We start from the raw sequence: 16973 nt of genomic DNA, 5'->3' as shown, positions 1-16973 counted from the left end.
CGAAGGTAGATCCCCTGGGCCTGGGACGTGAAGGCCAAGACCAGAACGCTTGCCCTAATAGATCGAGACGATGTCCAGAGCGGGAGCATAATCTTCCACAGCGATGGCTGAACTCGGGTTGGCGCAGACGCCGTCGGTACCCACGTCGATGTCGCTCCCGTAACTGCCCCAGGAATGCAGGGCGTCGATGACATCTGAGACGCCATCTGTCGTGCTCGCCGTCCTGCGCCTTCCTAAGAGCCCGTTTGGCAAATTATACGTCCCTCACGCAGTCTACCTACTGTTGAAGAATGCCCAGTGGAACGTATCCGAGCGATCTCACGGATCGCGAATGGCAGCTCCTCCAGACGGTTCTTCCACGCCGCACTGGACGAGGTCGTCCGCCCATCTGGCATCCAAGGCTCATTCTGGATGCCGTGTTCTACGTCCTTCGCGGCGGTATCGCCTGGCGTGCCCTCCCAGTCGATTTTCCTCCATGGCAGACGGTGTAGTTCCATTTTCGCCACATGCGGCGTTCAGGCGTTTGGGAGGATGTAAATCGCCAGTTGCGGGAGCGATACCGCGTGAGCCTCGGGCGAACGCCCGAGGCTCACGCGGCCATTATCGATAGCCAGAGTGTCAAAACCGCCGAAAATGGTGGCCCACACGGCTTTGATGGTCACAAACAGGTCAATGGGCGCAAGCGTCACATCCTGGTTGACACCTTGGGATTGCTCTTGAAAGTCGTGGTTCATTCTGCCGGTCTGGTTGACCGTGTGGGCGGGAAATTGTTGCTCCAGGCTGTCCACGGTCATTTCCCTGGCCTTCAGAAAATCTGGGCCGATCAGGGGTATACCGGCAAGTTCAAGCACTGGGCCAGCGAACTCCTCCACCTCGATTTCGAGGTGGTCTATCCCTGGTGGCGTCAACTCCAACGGTACCTGCCGGAAGCGCTAGAAGCACAAGGCTTCGATCCGCACGGCTTTCACGTCCTTCCACGGCGCTGGGTGGTAGAGCGCTCATTTGCGTGGCTGGGACGCTATCGACGACTTTCCAAAGACTTCGAAACCTTGCCGTGCTCCGAAGAAACATGGTGCTATGCCGCGATGAGCCGCTTGCTCCTCAAGCGATTGACGATGACATGAAAACGACGTTCAACACGCCAGATGAAGATGCCAAACCGGCTCTTAAGCGTGTTGGGAAACGTGAGGGCATCGTCAGGTCAGGGTGCCGTGCGCGCCTGATCTGAAATGGAACTGCTGATCTTGCGGGCATGGCTCAGCCACACCCCCGCGAGGAGCACCAGGGCGAGCCCCCCACCGATCACAAAGGCGTGCTCCGGGAAGCGTGTGCCAAGGAACCCAGCCACCGGGTACGCGAACGCCCACCACAGGTGACTCCACGCGAAGTGCGCGCCGTACACCCGGCCCTGTGCGGCCTCATCAGTGCGCTCGGCAAGCAGCGTCTCGGTCGGGAGGTTCACCCAGTTCTGCCCGATGCCGGCGATCAGCCAAAAGGCCATCAGACCGCTGAGCGGCACGACGTTCCCTGGCAGAATCGCCAGAGAGGTCACCAGCGCGCCCACCGCGATGAACCGGGTCAGGGGGACGCGCTTCCCGGCCAAGCCCACCGCCAGCGATGCGGCGGCGGCCCCAAGGCCATACGCGGCCATCACCCAGCCGTATTGTGCTCCGCCGAGGTGCAGCCCACCCTCGACCCGCGACACGGTGACCGTCAGGATCATCGCCCCGGCGAGCGCGGCAACGAGTTCCATCAGCAGCGCGAAGCGGATGGGCGGATCACGCCACAGCCGCGCCGTACCGTCCCGCAGGTCGGCACGGGTGCTGCGGTCCACAGTCCCGTCCTGCGTCGCCCGCAGCGCCGGCAGCGTGAGGATCAAAAGCCCGGAGAGCAGGAAGCTCGCGGCGTCGACGGCGAACAGCGTCCGCGTGCCCAGCCACGCCGCGAGCGCGCCCGCCAGTCCAGGCCCGACGATGCCCAGCAGTTCAGTCGTGGCGCTGGAGAGCGCGAAGGCGGGGCGGGCGTCGTCGCGGCCGACGACCAGCGGCACGGTGGCCTGGTTGGTCGGCGTGAAGAAGGCGGTCAGCGCGTTCAGGACGAACATCAGCACGTAGATCTGCCAGACCTGCGTCACGAAGAACATCCCGCCGAGCACGGCCATGCGGCCGAAATCGCAGGTCACGAGCACGGTGCGGCGGTTGACGCGGTCGGCCAACACGCCCGCGAGGGGGCTCAGGAGCACGAAAGCCGCGACGCGGATGGTGAGGGCAATCGCCAGCACGGCCGGCGCCTGACCGGGACCGGCGAGCTGCGCGGCGAGGAGGGCCAGCCCGACCCACGTGAGCGCGTCCCCGACCTGGCTGATGGTCTGCGCCGCGTACAGCCGGGCGAAGCGCGGGTTGCGGAGCGAGCTGAACAGGGCCAGGGCGTTCAATGCACACCCCCGGACAGCCGGTCTGTGAGGTGGTGGTCAGCGAGACCCAGGCGGCGGTGCTCGGCGTGGCTGAAGGCCTGGATCAGGAGGTCGCCCAGGTGGCTGTCGGCGAGGCGGTACAGCACGCGGGTGCCGTCACGGCGGGTCTGGACCAGCTGGGCGTGGCGCAGCACACCGAGATGCCGGCTGACGGTGCTCTGGGGCTGGGCGAGCTGCGTCACCAGGTCAGACACGGCCTGCTCGCCCTGTTGCAGGGCAAGGAGCAGCAGGACGCGCGTGGGGTCGCCGAGCGCCTGGAACAGCTGGGTGACCGAAGTGAGGTCGCCGATGTCCGGGGGGAAGGGAACCGCGTGGACTCGCATGCCCACCACTCTAGCATTCGTCTATCCGGAGGAATAGATTTAACCTCGGGCGGCGAGCGATGCGCCGCGCGGTTTCGAGGAGACGAGATGAGTGACCTGGTTCTTCCAGCCCTGGGCGCGGCCGGCCCGCATGGCGGCCCCTTCGTGCAGACGCCGCTCGGATCAATCGAAGTGAGCGTGTTTGAAACAGGGGTGCCGCCGCGCTTCCGGCTGTACGTCTACGACCACGGCGGCAAGCTCCTGCCTCCACCTTCAGCACGTGACGTCACCCTGGACACTGTGCGTCCGGACGGCACGCGTCACCGCTTTGTGTTTGAGGATCATGGTGTCTACCTCGAGGCCACCGAGTTGCTTCCCGAGCCCCACGAATTCGAGGTGGAAGTGATGACGTCTGCGGCGGGTGTGGTGCCCACCCTGTACGCGGCGCGCTTCACGGAAGACGGGCACGATCACGGCGCCGGCGGCCATGCCCACGGTGGTCATGATCACGCACACGACCACAGGGATCACGCGCACGCCACCGGACCACTCGGCTGGTTGAAGAACACCTTCGGTCACTCCCACTCCATCGTGGAGAAGACCGACACGGCCCTCGAATCCAACGAGCGCGGCATTCGCGCCCTGAAACGCTCGCTGGTGATCCTCGCGTTGACTGCGGCCTTCCAGATCGTCATCGTGTGGATCTCTGGCTCGGTGGCGCTGCTGGCGGACACCATCCACAACTTTGCCGACGCGACCACCAGTCTGCCCCTGTGGCTTGCGTTCGCGCTCGCGCGCCGCGGTGTCAACCGGCGCTTTACGTACGGCTACGGCAAGGTCGAGGACGTGGCCGGCGTCATGATCGTGCTGATCATCTTCCTGTCGGCCTGCGTCGCCGCGTACGAGTCGGTCGTGAAGCTCCTGCACCCCATGCCGATCACCAACGTCGGGTGGGTAGCGCTGGCGGCCGTGATTGGATTCCTCGGCAACGAATGGGTGGCCCTCTACCGCATCCGGGAGGGCAAGGCCATCGGGTCGACCGCCCTGGTCGCGGACGGCTACCATGCCCGTGTCGACGGCTTCACCAGCCTCGCGGTGCTCATCGGGGTGCTCGGGGTGTGGATCGGCGTCCCGACGCTCGACCCACTGGTCGGCATCGGGATCACGCTCGCGATCCTGTTCATCGTTCGCGACGCAGCGCGCTCCGTGTGGCTGCGCTTGATCGACGGCATCGAACCCGACATCCTGGAGAGCATTGAACACGCGCCCCTGCACGTCGCCGGGGTGCGGCGCGTGCGCAACGTGCGCGCCCGGTGGGTGGGGCACCGCGTGCACACGGAGCTCGATGTGGACGTGTCACCGGAGCTGAGTGTGCAGCAGGCCGAGCGCGTGGCCCAGGCGGTCACCGCGTCCCTGCATGACCATGTCCGGCTGCTCGAGAACGCCGTCGTGCGCGCCCGGCCCGCGTGAGCAGTCCCACTCAAGGAGCCGCCATGCCCATCACCGTCCACGTCGACCCTGGGCAGATCCTGGGCCCCGTCACCTCCAGCGACGATCCACGGTTTCCGCCCGGCACCCAGGTGGGACTGCGGCTCGCCGACCGCGAGGGCATCTCCGAGCCGAGCGCGTCCGTTCAGGGCGTCATCTACCCGATTCTGGTGACGGACCGCGTCCTGTATGGCGACACCAGCAGTGACGTGACTTTCGAGGTGCTGCCTGAGACGCACGTGGCCCCGTCTTGAAGCAAGGCATGAACCAGCGCGCGGCGGCCGACCCGACTGGTGAACCGCGCAGCGGCGCGAGGCGGCCTATGTCCTGAATCATTGCCATGCTGGTCGGCGCCCTGGCAGGCTGGCTCGCCAGCATCCTGATGAACACCCATCCGCAGCAGGGTGCGCTGCTCAACATCCTGATCGGGATCGTCGGCGCCATGCTGGGCCGCTGGATCCTCGGTGACCTGCTCCACATCGGCACTGCCGTTGGCACCAGCGCCACACACAGGTTCTCGGGGTATGGTCGGCGCCGTCATCCAGATCGCCATCCTCAAGTCCCTGCGCGGTCTGCGCTGACGTCCAGTCACCGCGCCACTTCGCCTGACGGGTGAAGCGGCGCGCCGTGCATCGGCTGGCCCGGGCGACTCCCGTACACTGCGCGCTGTGGTCACCCCCAGTTTCTCGTCCGGCTTGTGGGGGTGGAGTGTCGCCGCGCTGCTCCTGTGCACCTCCGCCTTGGCCGCGCCGCGCGTGGGCACGCATGACGGCTACACCCGTCTGGTGTTCCCCCTGCCCAGCACCACGACACAGCGCAGTGTCCTCCGCGGGCAGACCCTCACGGTCACCCTGGGACGGGCCGTGCCGTCTGAGCAGGGTAACCCAGACGCCCCGGGTGTCACCCGGTATGCCGTGGCGGGCCGGGTGCTGACGGTGCAGCTGGCTCCGGGCTGCACCCGGGCGACGTCCCGGATGTTGGAAGCGTCGGGTGGCCAGCCGCGCCGCCTGGTGGTCGACGTACCCATCCCCTGCGCCCGGACTCCGGCCTCGGTTCCGGCGGCCACAGTGCGTCCTGCCAGCACGACATCAGGCACCGCCCCCCGCCCGCGCGTCGTGCTCGACCCCGGACATGGGGGGAACGACCCGGGTATGGCGAGCCCCTGGGTGCGCGAGGCAGACGTCAACCTCGCGGTGGCCCTCCTTGTCCGGGAGGAGCTGGTCCGCAACGGCGTGGACGTGGTCATGACCCGCACGACCGACCGGCACCTGGACCCGAACAAGCGCACGGATTTGGACAAACGCGCCAGGCTGGCCAGCAGTGGGACGGTCAGCGCCTTCGTGAGCATCCACACCAATGCAGCCGGGTCTTCCGCGCAGGGCATCGAGGCCTTCTACTTCGGGGCGCCACTGGAGGGGCAGGGCCGCAGTACCGCGGTCTTCGAGAACGGGGGCGGCGCCGCCGGGGAAGCGCTCACCCGGGCGCTGTCGACTGGCGCGCAGTCCATGCTGGGAGACCTCCTCGCGCAGGCCAAACGGTCGTTCTCCCGGCAGCTGGCCCAGGCGGTGCACGCCAGCCTGGTGCGGGCGACGGGGGCGCAGAGCCGGGGGGTAAAGACGGACGCGTTCTATGTCATCCGCAACCCGACGACGCCGGCCATCCTGGTGGAACTCGGCTTCGGGTCGCATCCGGTGGAGGGCCCGAAGCTCGCACAGGCGTCGTATCAGCGAACGCTGGCGCACGCTCTGGCGCAGGCGGTGCTCGGCTTTCTGCATCGCCGTCCGTGAGAGTGGCACCTGGGAGAAGGCCGCCGCCGATCTGAGCGGTGCCGAGTTCACTCCAGTACCCCGCGGGCGCCGTCACCGCTTGGGGCGACCGTTGGGTGGCAGTACAGGGCACGCCGGATTCGCGAGTGCGTTGTGAGCCCTTGTTTCCGTCGGGATGGAACCTGGCGTCTGCGTCCGGAATCCGGCCGGGAAGCGCGGTACACACGACCCACTGCTTGGTCGTGGTGTCGTTCTGCCCCGTCTGAAGACCAATCGTGCCCACCCGCATGTGACCAGACCCCGCCGCGCGCGATCCTCCGGCGCGCCTCCCCCTGACGGGGCCATGTTCTGAGATGGCGTTCTGTGTCGCGGCTCCACCGTCCTGTGGTCGCGCCGCGCCGTCGCCTGTGTCCTCCGGCGGGGTGAGCGCTCTGAATCTGGGCCACGTCGTAGGCGAGTTTCAGGCCGCCGGCCACCACACAGGCCACACCGACACGCCGGCATACAGCGGCCCTGCCAGTACCGGAGACAGGAGACTTCCGAAAGTGCGCGTCGTGTTCGTGAAGCCGGCGGCAGAGCGCTCGACGGCGTTGACGACAGCCATCACGTAGCTCTGCCAGGTCGGCAGGTTCATCTCTGAACAGACAGACGTCGGCACACGAGCGGCAGATCGCCCCACAGTCGAGACATGCGTCCAGGCATCGGAAAAGGATGTGGTGCGCAGGCCCGCCTGCGCCGCGAGGGGATGGGACGGCAGCATGGTGCGGATGGACGGGTGCTGGCCGGGGTCATGGGAAGATCTCCAGGGGAAGGTGCCATCACGGCGCGGCAGCCGGAGAATTCAGAACCCCCATGGTGCCGCAGGCCGTATTCAATTCCCGTCAAGCGCCCTATGCGTGAACATCAGGTGGAGCGTGAGGCGCATGGCGAGGGCGCGGAACGCGGTTGGTCGCCGACCGGTTCAGCAGCAGGGCGTTGACCGACACGATCACCGTGCTGGCGCTCATCAGCAGCGCCGCCCACTCGGGCCTGAGCAGCAGGCCATAGCCGGGGAACAGCACGCCCGCCGCGAGGGGGATCGCCAGCACGTTGTAGGCGGCCGCCCAGAAGAGGTTCTGCCGGATCTTCGTCTCCACACGCCGGGCGAGGACGATGGCACCCGCGACCGCGGCTGGATCATTGCGCACCAAAATCACGTCCGCCGTCTCCACCGCCACGTCCGTGCCGGCGCCGATGGCGATGCCCACCTCGGCCTGGGCGAGTGCAGGCGCGTCGTTCACGCCGTCACCCACCATGGCGACCTTTCGCCCCTGGGCCTGCAACGCCTGCACCTGCCGGGCCTTGTCCTCCGGGAGAACATCCGCGACCACGGTGTCGATGCCCAGGTCACGGGCCACCGCCCCCGCAGTACGCTGGTTGTCACCGGTGAGCATCACCGTGCGCACGCCGGCGTCGTGCAGGGCACGAACTGCCTGACGGGCCGTCTCCCGCACGGTATCCGCGACGGCGATCACGCCCAGGGCGCGGCCACCCCCCGCCACGTACATGGCCGTCTTGCCGTCACCGGCCAGCCGCTGGGCCTGGCCGATCAGGGCCGCGACGTCCACTCCTTCCCGCGACATGAGTTTGACGTTACCCAGCAGCACGCGCCGCCCCGTGACCGTCGCCACCACGCCGTGGCCGGGAACGGAGTCGAAGGCGTCAGGCTTCGGGAAAACCAGGCCCCGTGCTCGGGCTCCCGCCACGATCGCCTCGGCCAGGGGATGCTGTGAGGGTGAGTCCGCGCTGGCGGCCAGCCGCAGAAGGTCTGCTTCATCCGTCCCAGGAGCAAGCACCACGTCGGTCACGGCCGGCTTGCCCTCCGTCAAGGTACCGGTCTTGTCGAACACGACCGTGTCCACAGCGGCGGTCGCTTCCAGGGCACCTGCGTTCTTGAAGAGCACGCCCTCCCGCGCCGCCTTCCCGACGCCCACCGTGATCGCGGTCGGCGTGGCGAGCGCCATCGCGTCCGGGCACGCGATCACGATGGCGGACACAGCGGCGGTCAGCGCGAAGACCACGTCCTGCCCGAGCAGCATCCACACCAGGAACGCGATCAGCCCTGAGCCCAGCGCCACGAACACGAGGTACTTCCCGGCGGTGTCGGCCAGCTGCTGGGCGGGCGCCTTGCTGGCCTGAGCATTCTGGACGAGCTGGACGATGCGGGAGAGCGCGGTGTCGCTGCCGACCGCCGTGGCCCGGAAGGTGAAGGCCCCCGTCTGGTTGACGGTCCCGCCTGTGACGTGGACACCGGCCGTCTTGGCGACGGGCACGGGCTCGCCCGTGATCATGCTCTCGTCGACGTAAGAACTGCCGGTGAGCACCTCGCCGTCCACGGGGACGCGGTCGCCGGGCCGCACGGCGAGCTCGTCCCCCACTACGACCTGATCTAGCGGAACTTCGGTCTCCTGGCCGCCGCGCACCACCCTCGCGGTGGCGGGAGCGAGCTTGAGCAGCGCCTCAACCGCGCGCCCGGTCGCGAAGCGCGAGCGCATCTCCAGCCAGTGGCCCAGCAGACTCAGGGTCGTCAGCATGGCCGCGGCCTCGAAGAAGACTTCGGTGCCGCCCAGCGCGAGGGTGGAGTACACCGAGAACAACCACGACACCAGGATGCCGGTGGCGATCAGGGTCATCATGTTCGCCTCGCGCTGACGCAGGGCACGCCACGCGGCCGAGATGAACGGCCACCCGCCCCACCACACCACGGGGGTGGCGAGCAGCAGCCCGAACCACGCCATGGACAGGCCGAACGGCGGCATGGCCGTGAAGCCAAGGCTTGCTCCGATCGGGGAGTACAGCACCAGCGGCACGGTGAGGGCGGCGCTGATCACGAAGCGCCGCAGCATGTCGTTCACCATGTGCGCGCCGTGGCCGGCGTGTTCGCCGTGCCCCATGTCTGCGTGGGCGCTGTGGTCCATGGCCGCGTGATCGCCCGTCATCGCGGCGTGGTCGTGGGCAGATGCTGCGGTGGAAGCGTGGCCGTGGGTGCTGTGCGCCGCAGGGACGACACCGTGCTCATGGCCCAGGCTCGGATGTCCTGGCTGCACGGACGACGGCGCGCAGTCCTCACAGGCGCAGTCGTACCCAGCGTCGTGGAGGCGCCGGCGCACGTCGTCTCCGGTTACCGTCGCCGGATAGTAGGTGAGGTGGGCGACTGCGCGTGTGCGGTCGATATGGACGCTCTGCACCCCATCCACGCGCGCGAGACGCTGTTCGAGGTCGGCCAGCTCCGAACTGTCGTGGCAGTTGCGGAAGCTCACTTCTAGGACGCTCACCGCCGCTTCAAGGACGACGGGATGATGGCCTTCGTGGGATCGTGTCATGGTCTCCCTGCTTTCCGGTGCCGATGTGGGGCGGTGATGACCGGTGGGATCTGCGGGCGGTTGGATGGTATGAAACGGAGCGGCGTTGGGATGGCGGGCCCACCCACGCCCGCACCCTATACCCCCCCCGGGGGGGAGTCAACTCCCGCGTCATGGATTGTCTCGATGACGGTGTGTGGGAGTCCATAATTCTCAACATCTTGCCGCTACACTTCAATCTTCTCGTTCCACCCCCCTGGGGAGGTTCAAAGTGGTGGGAGGACGGCGCGTGGCCAAGTGTGGGGCCTGGACGGGGGCTTCGTCCTCAAGCCTGCGCCCGCCGAATCCGCGCTCAGCAGCACTGAAGGGGTCGTCCTCGCGCGGCCTTTACACGAATGAAACACAGCCCCAGTACGGTGAAGGACGTGACTCCAGCTGAAGCCGACGGAGGGACAGGGTGGACGCGTCCTGGTGCGGATGCCGTGGGCCAGGTTCCACCCGGCAACCTGGGAAGCGCTGGCATGCAGGAGGTTCATGCTGCCCCGCGTGAGGCGCATTGGCGTCCATGGCCGCTGCTCGCCATTGTGGGCCTGGCCGGAGCGTCAGTGATGGTGCTGGGCGTAGAGGAGCTCAGGACGCTCGCCGGCTGGCTGTACCGGGGCGCGTCCGAGTTGGGTGGGCGACTGAGCGAACCGATCAATGCCCTGCGGCTGCAGAGGGGCTCCTCACCGCTGACACCCGTCCTGCTGGGTTTGATGGGCGCGGTGGCCCCGTGCCAGTTGTCGAGTGGCGCGGCTGCCCTGGCCTACGTGGTCAAGGATGGTCGAAGCGGGCAGCCGCACCGGCGGGCCGCTGCGTACCTGCTGGCGCGCGTCCTGGTCTACGTCTTGGGTGGCGCGATCATTCTGGCCCTCGTCGGTCGGGCGGTGCCGGCCCCGGCGGAGTTCTTTGCCGGCGTGCGGCGGGTGCTCGGCCCGCTGACGCTGCTTTCGGGCCTAGTGATGCTTGGGGTGGTGCGCTGGCACTGGCTGCTTGGCGCGCGTCTGGCGGTGCGGCTGCGGGCCGTCTGGGGACGGCGCGGCGGGGTCTGGGGCGCGTTCACGCTGGGCCTGGCCTTCAGCTTCAGTTTCTGTCCCACGCTCTTTTTGCTGTTCTTCGGCCTGACCCTGCCCCAGGCCTTGACGGCGCCCGCCGGTGCGTTTTACCCGGCCCTCTTCGCTCTGGGCATGAGTGTGCCGCTGCTGATCGTGGTTGGACTGCTGCCCGCCCAGGGCGCCGCGAATCCGGCTGTGCAGGCCCGCCACCTGGGCCGCCTGGTCACGCCACTGGCCGGCGCGGTGTTCGTGCTCACCGGCCTCTTTGACACCTTCGTGTACTGGTTGATGTGAGGCCTGACGTGATGTTTTCATGCAAGTGACCCCTGACGCCCTGAACCTGCTGGGCTTCACGCTCGACTGGAACCGACTGGCCTTGTTGCTGGGGGCCGTTGCGCTGCTGACGCTGGTGGGTCGTCGGCGCGACGCCGTGCTGGACCGGGCCGCGCTGTGGGGCCTGGTTGCCGGACTGCTGGGTGGTCGTCTGGCCTCGACGCTGCCGTCGTGGGGGGCGCTCCAGGCTTCAGGTTGGGAACGGGTGCGCTCGGTGATCGATCTGCGCACCGGCACCCTGAGCCTGGGATGGGCGCTGGGCTTCGGGGTGCTGACGATGCTGCTGATCGCCCGGCGCCGCGGGCCCACTCTGCTGCCAGCACTGCTGGGGGCGGCCCTGATCGGTGTGGCTCCGCTGCTGCTCAAGCCGGCTCCCACGCTGCGTACGGTGCCGGGCACCCTGCCCCTGGAACGCTACGCCGCGCCGGGCGCGCGCGGCACGCCCATCACGTTCGCGACCCTGCCAGGCCCCACCCTGGTCAATGTCTGGGCCTCCTGGTGCCCACCGTGCCGCCTGGAGATGCCCCTGCTGGTGGATGCCGCGCGGCGCGGCTATCCCGTGACGCTGGTCGATTCGGCCGAGCCGCCGGCCGCCGTGTCAGCCTACTTGCAGAGCGTTGGATTCCCCGGTCCCTACTTCCGCGACAGCGGGCCGGCGTCGTCGGCCCTGCAGATCAGCGGCCTGCCCACCACGCTCCTGGTCGCTCCAGATGGCCGGATCCTGGAGCGTCACTTCGGCCCGCTGAGCGCCGCCCAGCTCCAGTCGATCTTCGACCGCAACGGCATCACGCCGGTCGCCGGGGGAAGCTGAGGGTCACGGCGGCCCTGGCCGCCACACCCAGCTCCCAGGGCCGCCCGTGCCGAGTGTGCGGCTGGAATACGGGCGGCTCAGATGCTGAGGGCCAGCAGCCGCTGCTCCTCTCCGAACCGCTGGTCGCGCACGACGGCACCTCCCCTCCATGGGCGGCCGCTCACGGCCAGGGCGTTGGACAGGAACGCACAGAGAGATCGTTCAAGGCGCAACGGGTGACCTCCGCTTGAAACGAGCGCGCCGCGCGGGTCAGGGCGTCCACATCCTCTGGCAGCTTCAGCAGAACAGTCTTCTGCAGGGACGGGCTCAAGAGGCGCAGCACCTGGGATGGGTCAGCATCCGGGGGCGGACACAAAGTCTCAGCGGAATGGTTGTGGCCTGCAGGGAGCGAGTGGCCTCGGTACAGCAGGTGGCCTGAGATGCAGGCCACCTGCTGTACCACGCCTCGCCACGACTCGAACGCAGTGTGTTGCTGGCGACGGCGATGACGAGCGGAGACAGTGGAGCGAGCGGGGTTGTGGAGGTTCGTGATCCGGGCGTGCAGGTCGAGGACGCCGTGAGCGCGTTTTCGTGAACGGAAGCCTCGCTGCTGACGTTCCTGCTGCCGGGCCGGCCGATGAGACTGTTCAATGAGGGTGTTGCAACGCGCCGTGGAGACCACTTGGACGTGCTCCACGCTGTGGAGCACGGGACGTTCCCGTAGGGCGGCGCCGTGCCTCCTGAGCTTCTCCGTGTGAATGACCTCTGGCACGTCGTATTCACCCAACAGTCGCTGGAAGAACGAGCTGGCGGCCTCGGTATCCCGGTGTGCCTGCAAGAAGACGTCCAACACGGCGCCGCGCTCATCCACGGCCCGCCACAACCAGAGCCGTACCCCACCGACATCCATGTGCGTCTCGTCACGGTGCCGCTGCAAACCCCGTCAGGGTTCGCGGTGGCGTCAACCTTGGTCGAACAGGTCACTGAACTTGATACACCACGTATGGACGGACTCGTGGGCGACAGCGATCCCCCGTTCGAAGAGCCGTTCTTCACTGTCCCGGTCGCGGTTATGGCAAGTTATTGGAGTAGGGTGACGCAGTGCTGAACGGGCAGAGGCTTGTCGGCTACCGATTCCCTCTTGAGGTCATTGGGTACGCCGTTTGGCTGTACTACCGGTTCACGGTGAGTTATCGGGACGTCGAGGAACTCTTGCTGGAGCGGGGAATTGCCGTCACCCGCGAATCCATCCGCACGTGGTGTATCAAGTTCAGCGACCTGTTCGCCCAGGGCCTGCGCCGCCGGGAACCCCGACGGGGTTCCCGGTGGCACCTCGACGTCACGGCACGTGGACGTGGGCGGCGTCACCCACTGGTTATGGCGGGCAGTCGACGAACACGGTGTTGTCTTGGACGTGTTCCTTCAGCGTCACAGGGATACCAAAGCTGCCACGTCCTTCTTCATCCGGCTCCTGGGCGAGCATGGCGTCCCGGTCACCATCCACACGGACAAGCTCTGGAGTTACGGTGCAGCCCTTCGCGAACTTCCGGTGCTCCACGCTGTGGAGCACGTCCAGGTGGTCTCCACGGCTCGCTGCAACAATCTGGTTGAGCAGTCCCATCGTTCCACACGACAAGAGCGCCAGCAACGCGGATTTAGATCACGGCGACGAGCACAAGGATTTCTTGACCTGCACGCCCGCATCACGAATCTGCACCATCCAGCCCGTTGCACCCTTCCCGCTCATCATCGTCGTCACCACCAAAAACGGGCATTCGTGCTCTGGCGCGACGTTGTAACACAGGTGGCCTGAAGTTCAGGCCACCTGTGTTACTGAGGCTCTTTCATTGCCCTGACGTCAACAACTTGCCACAACCCAGCCGGGGCGTGCCGTCCCGCGCCTGCCAGAAGACCTCGTCGCCCGTCCACAGTTCCGCCGCGTGCACTTCTGGAAGCCCGCCCAGGGCCAGCCGCTCGGTGCGCTGCCTGGACGTGCGGTCAGCGTCGGAGCGCGCCGGATCGAGGATCGGCTACCCGTGCATCCGCGTCTCCCGCAGCATCCGCTGACGCAGGTCCATGAGCCGCCGCTGCGCTGCATACCGGTGTCTCTCCGGCACCACCACAGCCCCCGGCAGAATGTGACCGCCGATCTCCGATTCGTCGATGTCAATGTGCGTGGTCTTCACCCGGCCAATCCCCTCACCTGACGTCCGGCACTGTAGCGCGGCCGCCCGGAAACCAGAGCACACCTTCGGGAGTTGACGTGAGCCGCGGCCCTCTGCAGGGAGCACAGCGTCAGAACCGATTGTCAGCGGCGCGGGCCGCTGGGCGCCGGCGCCATCCCAGGCATGGCGGCGCCGCCTGACATGTCCATGCCCGGCATGGTGTCCCACTTCACCGTGGACTTGAGGGCCCATCCACCCCAGACGGCCACGGCCAGGACCAGCAGGGCCACCACCCACCCCCGGAGCGTCCGGCGCGGTCGGGACGCTGGAGCTGGGCGGACATCGTGTGGCAATTCGGGCATGGTCTGACCGTAGCCCTGGACTGTTCAGGTCGTGTAAAGCCCTCCCGGGCCCAGGGTTCAGACGAAACTTCGCCCCCGCCTGCGGGCGTATGCCGTGCCCCACCACACTGGGCGCCAGTCCGGCTGGTGCGGATGGTCGCCCTGACCACCGGTTTACACGAAGTTTACGCGCCGTTCCTAGCCTCTGGTGTGGTGGCCTGCGCCGCGTCTCCATCGTCCGACAGGACGTCACTGGCGCGTCATGACAGCCACGGCAAGGAGGTCCCTGTGACCAGTTCATCTCGACATGCACCCGTACAGCACGTTCGCCTGTTCCTGATCACGTTCCTCGGCCTGGCCGGGAGCATGTCGGCGGCCACGCCCGCACCAGCGGCGCCGAATGCCTCCATGCCCGGCATGACCATGCCCCCGGCCGGAGGTGGGAGGACGCTGCCGTCCATGTCTGCACCAGGAACTCCAGTCAAACGTGTTCCGCTGGATCAACTGCCGGAAGCCACCCTCTCCGGGCCGACCCGCATGGGCTCGCTGGTGATGCCCCCCGGCATGATCATGACCGCCAGCACCAGCATGGACGCCATGAAAGATATGGCCGCCGTGGATCCTGCCAACGTGAAGGCCACCGCGAGCCCGGGCGCCCGCGGTGACCGCCCCCTGGCCCCCACGACCGTGAAGGGCGTCAAGGAGTTCCGCCTGACCATCGGCCTGACGACCTGGAATATCCTCCCGACCCGTCAGGTGGACGCCTACGCGGTCAACGGCCAGGTGCCCGGCCCCCGGCTGCGCTTTGAACAGGGTGACCGCATTCGGGTGATCGTCAAGAACACGCTGCCTGAAGGCACCTCCATCCACTGGCATGGCCTGATTCTCGGTAACCGAATGGATGGTGTCGGCGACGTCACGCAAAAGCCCATCGCGCCAGGCGCAAGCTTGACCTATGACTTCACAGCGGTGCAGGCCGGGACGTTCTACTACCACTCGCACACCCAATCGGACCGTCAGCAGGGCCTGGGGCTGTACGGCGCGCTGATCATCGATCCGACCACCAACCCCGCCAACATCAGGCGGCTCAAGGCGCTGACTCGGCCGGGTGACGCGGCAACAGCGCTCGCCAGGGTCAGCGACCAGCCCAGAACGGACAAGGAGTACGTCCTGCAGCTTCAGGAATGGCTGTGGCGGGACGGCTACACCTTCCCGGCAATGATGATGGAGGGCGCGCTGCCCAACTACTTCACCATCAACGGCAAGGCGTACCCCTCCACGGACGTCATCCGGTTGAAGGTCGGGCAGACGGTGAAGTTGCGATTCATCGGGTCGAACAACAACTTCGTGCATCCCATGCACGTCCACGGGGGGCCCTTCGAGGTGGTGGCGCGCGATGGCGAGACCCTGAAGGCCAGTGCCCGCTTTCTCGCCGACACCGTGAACGTGGGCCCGGGGCAGCGGTACGACGTCATCTGGACGGCCAGAACACCCGGGACGTGGCTGCTCCACTGCCATATTCCGCACCACACCGTGAACGACAACGTTGAGGAGCAGGGCGGAGGGGGCCTGATGATGAAGATCATCGTGGAGTAGCCACCCGGAGACCGCCGATAGAGCCCCGAACCGCTGGCCTTCGGCACGCCGCCACAGCAGGAGTCGGTTCTGGCGACTGAACGCCGGTAGAGTGGCGAGCCGTGAGTGACCGCAAGCCCTACCGCCACCGTTTTCCCCGTTGCGTCATCGGCTACGCCCTGCGGCCCTATCACCACGTCACCCTAGTCAGCGTGACGTTCAGGAGCTGCTCTACGAGCGCGGTATCCACGAGACGCTGCGGTAGTGGAACATCACGTTCGCGCCGCTCCTCAATGAGGAATTGCGCCACTGAGAACCCCGCCAGGGTTCTCGGTGACATCTGGACGAGGTGTGCGTCACGGTTGGTGGGGTGAGGCACTGATTGTGCCGGGCAGTTGACGAATATGGGGCGTGCTCGACATATTCTTTCCAGAGCACCGGGATACCAGGGCGGCCAAGACCTTTTTCGTCCGCCTGTTGGGGGCATACACCGTGCCGGAGATTATCCACACCGACAAGCTGTAGAGTTCTGGGGCGGCCATTGGACACCTTCTGTACTCCAAGCCGTGGAGCACGTCCAGGTCGTGTCCACAACCCGCTGCAACCACCGGGTTGAGCACTCGCACCGTCCGACCCAGCAGCAGGAACGAGCTCAGCTTGGCTTCATACGACGATGGCGTACATAGGAATTCCTCGATCTGCACGCCCGCGTTTGAATCATTACCGCTACACCCGAACCACGGTTCCCGCCGCCCTCAGACGACACCGCCAATCCGCACCCCTGCGTCTGTGGCGAGAGACAATGCAGCAGGCAGTTTGATTCTTACTCTGCCTGCTGCGCTACTCCGGCCTCGCCGAGGTTAAGTTGCCGGAACCGGTGATCGCCAGCGCTGCGAGCCGGTCGCGTGCCTGCCGGATCAGGGAAGCGAGCGTGCCCAGGGGCTGTGAGCTCTGTACGGCGCGGCTCACGGTGGTCAGGGCATCCTGGGCGGCGCGCACCTCGGCGGGTCTGACCTGCGGCAGCACCTTCACCTGTCCGAGTTCGCTGTGCGCCTGCTGCGCGGCCCGCCGGCTGGCCGCCACGCTCTGTGCACTTCCTGCCAGTCCCCGGGCATACTCCAGTTCCACGATGTCCAGCGCCCCGCTGGCCTGCCGCAGGTGCCGCTCGTCCGGGGCCAGCAGGGTCGCCAGGGTGGCGGGTGGGGCGCTGCTCCGCCCGGCCAGGAAGCCGAGCACCACAGCCACCACGACGAGCAGGCCGGAGAGCCACACAGGAAGGGACGTGCGCTGCTTGCGGTAGAGCAC

General features: G+C 67.1%; 12 protein-coding genes and 4 pseudogenes. 10 read left to right on the top strand and 6 right to left on the bottom strand.

Annotation, left to right across the window (positions count from 1 at the left end; all coding sequences use genetic code 11):
* Nucleotides 1-290 precede the first annotated feature (290 nt).
* Nucleotides 291-1124: pseudogene (locus HNQ07_RS19860) on the top strand (IS5 family transposase).
* Nucleotides 1125-1201: 77 nt separating this feature from the next.
* Here the strand turns inward: HNQ07_RS19860 and HNQ07_RS19855 are convergent.
* Nucleotides 1202-2434 (bottom strand): MFS transporter, encoded by a 1233-nt coding sequence (locus HNQ07_RS19855; RefSeq protein WP_184115057.1) that lies wholly within the window; start codon nt 2432-2434, stop codon nt 1202-1204.
* Nucleotides 2431-2796, bottom strand: a complete 366-nt coding sequence (locus HNQ07_RS19850; RefSeq protein ID WP_184115055.1) for an ArsR/SmtB family transcription factor — start codon at nt 2794-2796, stop codon at nt 2431-2433. Before HNQ07_RS19850 ends, HNQ07_RS19855 begins: the two co-directional genes overlap by 4 nt.
* A gap of 87 nt (nt 2797-2883) precedes the next feature.
* Between HNQ07_RS19850 and HNQ07_RS19845 the strand changes: the two genes are divergently transcribed.
* The 4 genes from HNQ07_RS19845 (at nt 2884) to HNQ07_RS19830 (ending at nt 6050) form a co-directional block, all read left to right on the top strand.
* Nucleotides 2884-4245, top strand: a complete 1362-nt coding sequence (locus HNQ07_RS19845; protein ID WP_184115053.1) for a cation diffusion facilitator family transporter — start codon at nt 2884-2886, stop codon at nt 4243-4245.
* A gap of 23 nt (nt 4246-4268) precedes the next feature.
* A complete protein-coding gene (locus HNQ07_RS19840) occupies nt 4269-4517 on the top strand; it encodes a hypothetical protein (protein ID WP_184115051.1) in 249 nt (82 codons plus the stop codon).
* A gap of 86 nt (nt 4518-4603) precedes the next feature.
* Nucleotides 4604-4879, top strand: a complete 276-nt coding sequence (locus HNQ07_RS19835; protein WP_308430885.1) for a GlsB/YeaQ/YmgE family stress response membrane protein — start codon at nt 4604-4606, stop codon at nt 4877-4879.
* Between the two features lie 52 nt (nt 4880-4931).
* A complete protein-coding gene (locus tag HNQ07_RS19830; RefSeq protein WP_229832214.1) occupies nt 4932-6050 on the top strand; it encodes an N-acetylmuramoyl-L-alanine amidase family protein in 1119 nt (372 codons plus the stop codon).
* A gap of 439 nt (nt 6051-6489) precedes the next feature.
* On the opposite strand, the gene HNQ07_RS19825 is transcribed toward HNQ07_RS19830, so the two are convergent.
* Together HNQ07_RS19825 and HNQ07_RS19820 are read right to left on the bottom strand one after the other, a co-directional pair.
* On the bottom strand, nt 6490-6663 hold the full coding sequence (locus tag HNQ07_RS19825) for a hypothetical protein (protein WP_184115049.1): 174 nt from the start codon (nt 6661-6663) through the stop codon (nt 6490-6492).
* 256 nt (nt 6664-6919) lie between these two features.
* Nucleotides 6920-9391, bottom strand: coding sequence for a heavy metal translocating P-type ATPase (locus HNQ07_RS19820; RefSeq protein ID WP_184115047.1), 2472 nt, complete (start codon nt 9389-9391; stop codon nt 6920-6922).
* Between the two features lie 587 nt (nt 9392-9978).
* Between HNQ07_RS19820 and HNQ07_RS19815 the strand changes: the two genes are divergently transcribed.
* On the top strand, nt 9979-10758 hold the full coding sequence (locus tag HNQ07_RS19815; RefSeq protein ID WP_184115045.1) for an urease accessory protein UreH domain-containing protein: 780 nt from the start codon (nt 9979-9981) through the stop codon (nt 10756-10758).
* A 19-nt stretch (nt 10759-10777) separates the two neighbouring features.
* On the top strand, nt 10778-11608 hold the full coding sequence (locus HNQ07_RS19810; RefSeq protein ID WP_184115043.1) for a TlpA family protein disulfide reductase: 831 nt from the start codon (nt 10778-10780) through the stop codon (nt 11606-11608).
* Between the two features lie 460 nt (nt 11609-12068).
* Here the strand turns inward: HNQ07_RS19810 and HNQ07_RS19805 are convergent.
* Nucleotides 12069-12722, bottom strand: a pseudogene (locus HNQ07_RS19805) (IS6 family transposase); the annotation flags it as partial.
* Between HNQ07_RS19805 and HNQ07_RS19800 the strand changes: the two are divergent.
* The 3 genes and pseudogenes from HNQ07_RS19800 to HNQ07_RS19790 all read left to right on the top strand — a co-directional run bounded on the left by HNQ07_RS19800 (nt 12692) and on the right by HNQ07_RS19790 (nt 16488).
* Nucleotides 12692-13400 (top strand): annotated as a pseudogene (locus HNQ07_RS19800) (IS6 family transposase). The pseudogenes HNQ07_RS19805 and HNQ07_RS19800 overlap by 31 nt on opposite strands.
* Nucleotides 13401-14246: 846 nt before the next feature.
* A complete protein-coding gene (locus HNQ07_RS19795; RefSeq protein WP_184115041.1) occupies nt 14247-15689 on the top strand; it encodes a multicopper oxidase family protein in 1443 nt (480 codons plus the stop codon).
* A 101-nt stretch (nt 15690-15790) separates the two neighbouring features.
* A pseudogene (locus HNQ07_RS19790) lies at nt 15791-16488 on the top strand (IS6 family transposase).
* A 20-nt stretch (nt 16489-16508) separates the two neighbouring features.
* Here the strand turns inward: HNQ07_RS19790 and HNQ07_RS19785 are convergent.
* On the bottom strand, nt 16509-16973 hold the full coding sequence (locus HNQ07_RS19785; protein WP_184115039.1) for a hypothetical protein: 465 nt from the start codon (nt 16971-16973) through the stop codon (nt 16509-16511).

It is taken from the genome of Deinococcus metalli (assembly GCF_014201805.1).
Classification (GTDB): Bacteria; Deinococcota; Deinococci; order Deinococcales; family Deinococcaceae; genus Deinococcus; species Deinococcus metalli.
The sequence above is the reverse complement of the archived record's forward strand: the minus strand, read 5'-3'. Positions and strand labels throughout refer to the sequence as shown.

Excerpts from the sequence above, each read along its gene's own strand:
- HNQ07_RS19820 (WP_184115047.1), bottom strand. The coding sequence starts at position 9,391 with ATGACACGATCCCACGAAGGCCATCATCCCGTCGTCCTTGAAGCGGCG.
- HNQ07_RS19835 (WP_308430885.1), top strand. The coding sequence starts at position 4,604 with ATGCTGGTCGGCGCCCTGGCAGGCTGGCTCGCCAGCATCCTGATGAAC.
- HNQ07_RS19815 (WP_184115045.1), top strand. The coding sequence starts at position 9,979 with ATGGTGCTGGGCGTAGAGGAGCTCAGGACGCTCGCCGGCTGGCTGTAC.
- HNQ07_RS19825 (WP_184115049.1), bottom strand. The coding sequence starts at position 6,663 with ATGAACCTGCCGACCTGGCAGAGCTACGTGATGGCTGTCGTCAACGCC.
- HNQ07_RS19850 (WP_184115055.1), bottom strand. The coding sequence starts at position 2,796 with ATGCGAGTCCACGCGGTTCCCTTCCCCCCGGACATCGGCGACCTCACT.
- HNQ07_RS19795 (WP_184115041.1), top strand. The coding sequence starts at position 14,247 with ATGGTCGCCCTGACCACCGGTTTACACGAAGTTTACGCGCCGTTCCTA.
- HNQ07_RS19840 (WP_184115051.1), top strand. The coding sequence starts at position 4,269 with ATGCCCATCACCGTCCACGTCGACCCTGGGCAGATCCTGGGCCCCGTC.
- HNQ07_RS19810 (WP_184115043.1), top strand. The coding sequence starts at position 10,778 with ATGCAAGTGACCCCTGACGCCCTGAACCTGCTGGGCTTCACGCTCGAC.
- HNQ07_RS19845 (WP_184115053.1), top strand. The coding sequence starts at position 2,884 with ATGAGTGACCTGGTTCTTCCAGCCCTGGGCGCGGCCGGCCCGCATGGC.